At 30.0% G+C, this 1,005-nt stretch carries 1 pseudogene; it reads right to left on the bottom strand.

Annotation, left to right across the window (positions count from 1 at the left end):
• Nucleotides 1–26: 26 nt before the first annotated feature.
• Nucleotides 27–1,005: pseudogene (locus GMC_RS23110) on the bottom strand (IS3 family transposase); the annotation flags it as partial.

Raw genomic sequence — 1,005 nt, 5'->3', positions numbered from 1 at the left:
TACCAACAAAATATGGCACAAATATTCTAAGCCACGTTTCTATATTTATTTTGAGTTAATTTCAATTCCATTTCTAAAGGTGTCAAATAATTTAAAGCAGAATGTATTCTTTTAGTGTTGTACCAATTTACATATTGATCAATACACCTGTAAAGCTGCTCACTATCTGAAAAATGATACCTATTTAAGCATTCGTATTTAATTGTTTTAAAAAAGCTTTCAGCTACAGCGTTATCCCAACAATTTCCCTTTCTACTCATACTTTGAGTAATTTTAAGATTTGAATTTAGTAAGGAAACTATTTTATTTGAAGTGTATTGAACACCTCTATCCGAATGAAAAATAAACCCTTCTTTAATTTCTCTATTATTCCTAGCATTTAACCAAGCTTTGTAAACTGTATTTTCTGTAGTCATATCTTTGCTTAAAGACCATCCAACTAGCTTTCTGTCTGCTAAATCTATTATTGTCGTTAGGTAATTCCAATGGTTTGCTACAGGTATATAAGTAATGTCAGATACCCATTTTTTCCCTATTTTTTGACAATCAAATTCCCTATTCAGAATATTTTCTGCTATTGGATTAGCATGATCTGAATCGGTAGTGATCACAAATTTCTTTTTCAAAATACTCTTTAAGCCAAGTAGATTCATTAATCGACCAATATAAGAAACACTGTAATTAAGGCCTTCTTTTGCTAACATTTTTTGAATTCTAGTACTTCCATAAATCTCTTTATTTTCATAGAATATACTGGTAATCCTATTGTTTAAATGGAGTAATGTTTCGTTAAAATTATCTTTTGCCTTTAGCCAATGGTAATAAGAATTCCTACTCACTCTCATGTATTTACACATCTTTTCAACAGAAAAACACTGCTTGTGTTTTAGTATAAAATTATACCTTATCTGTCGCTCTTGGAAAAGATGCTTACCGCCTTTTTTAATATATCTCGTTCCAGCTGGACTTCTTTTAATTCTTTTCGTAGTGAGCGTAATTCTTGTT

The organism is Aquimarina agarivorans, from assembly GCF_000218485.1.
In the GTDB taxonomy this organism is placed as follows: Bacteria; Bacteroidota; Bacteroidia; order Flavobacteriales; family Flavobacteriaceae; genus Aquimarina; species Aquimarina agarivorans.
Note: the sequence above shows the minus strand (reverse complement) of the source record. Positions and strands in the feature narration are given on the sequence as shown.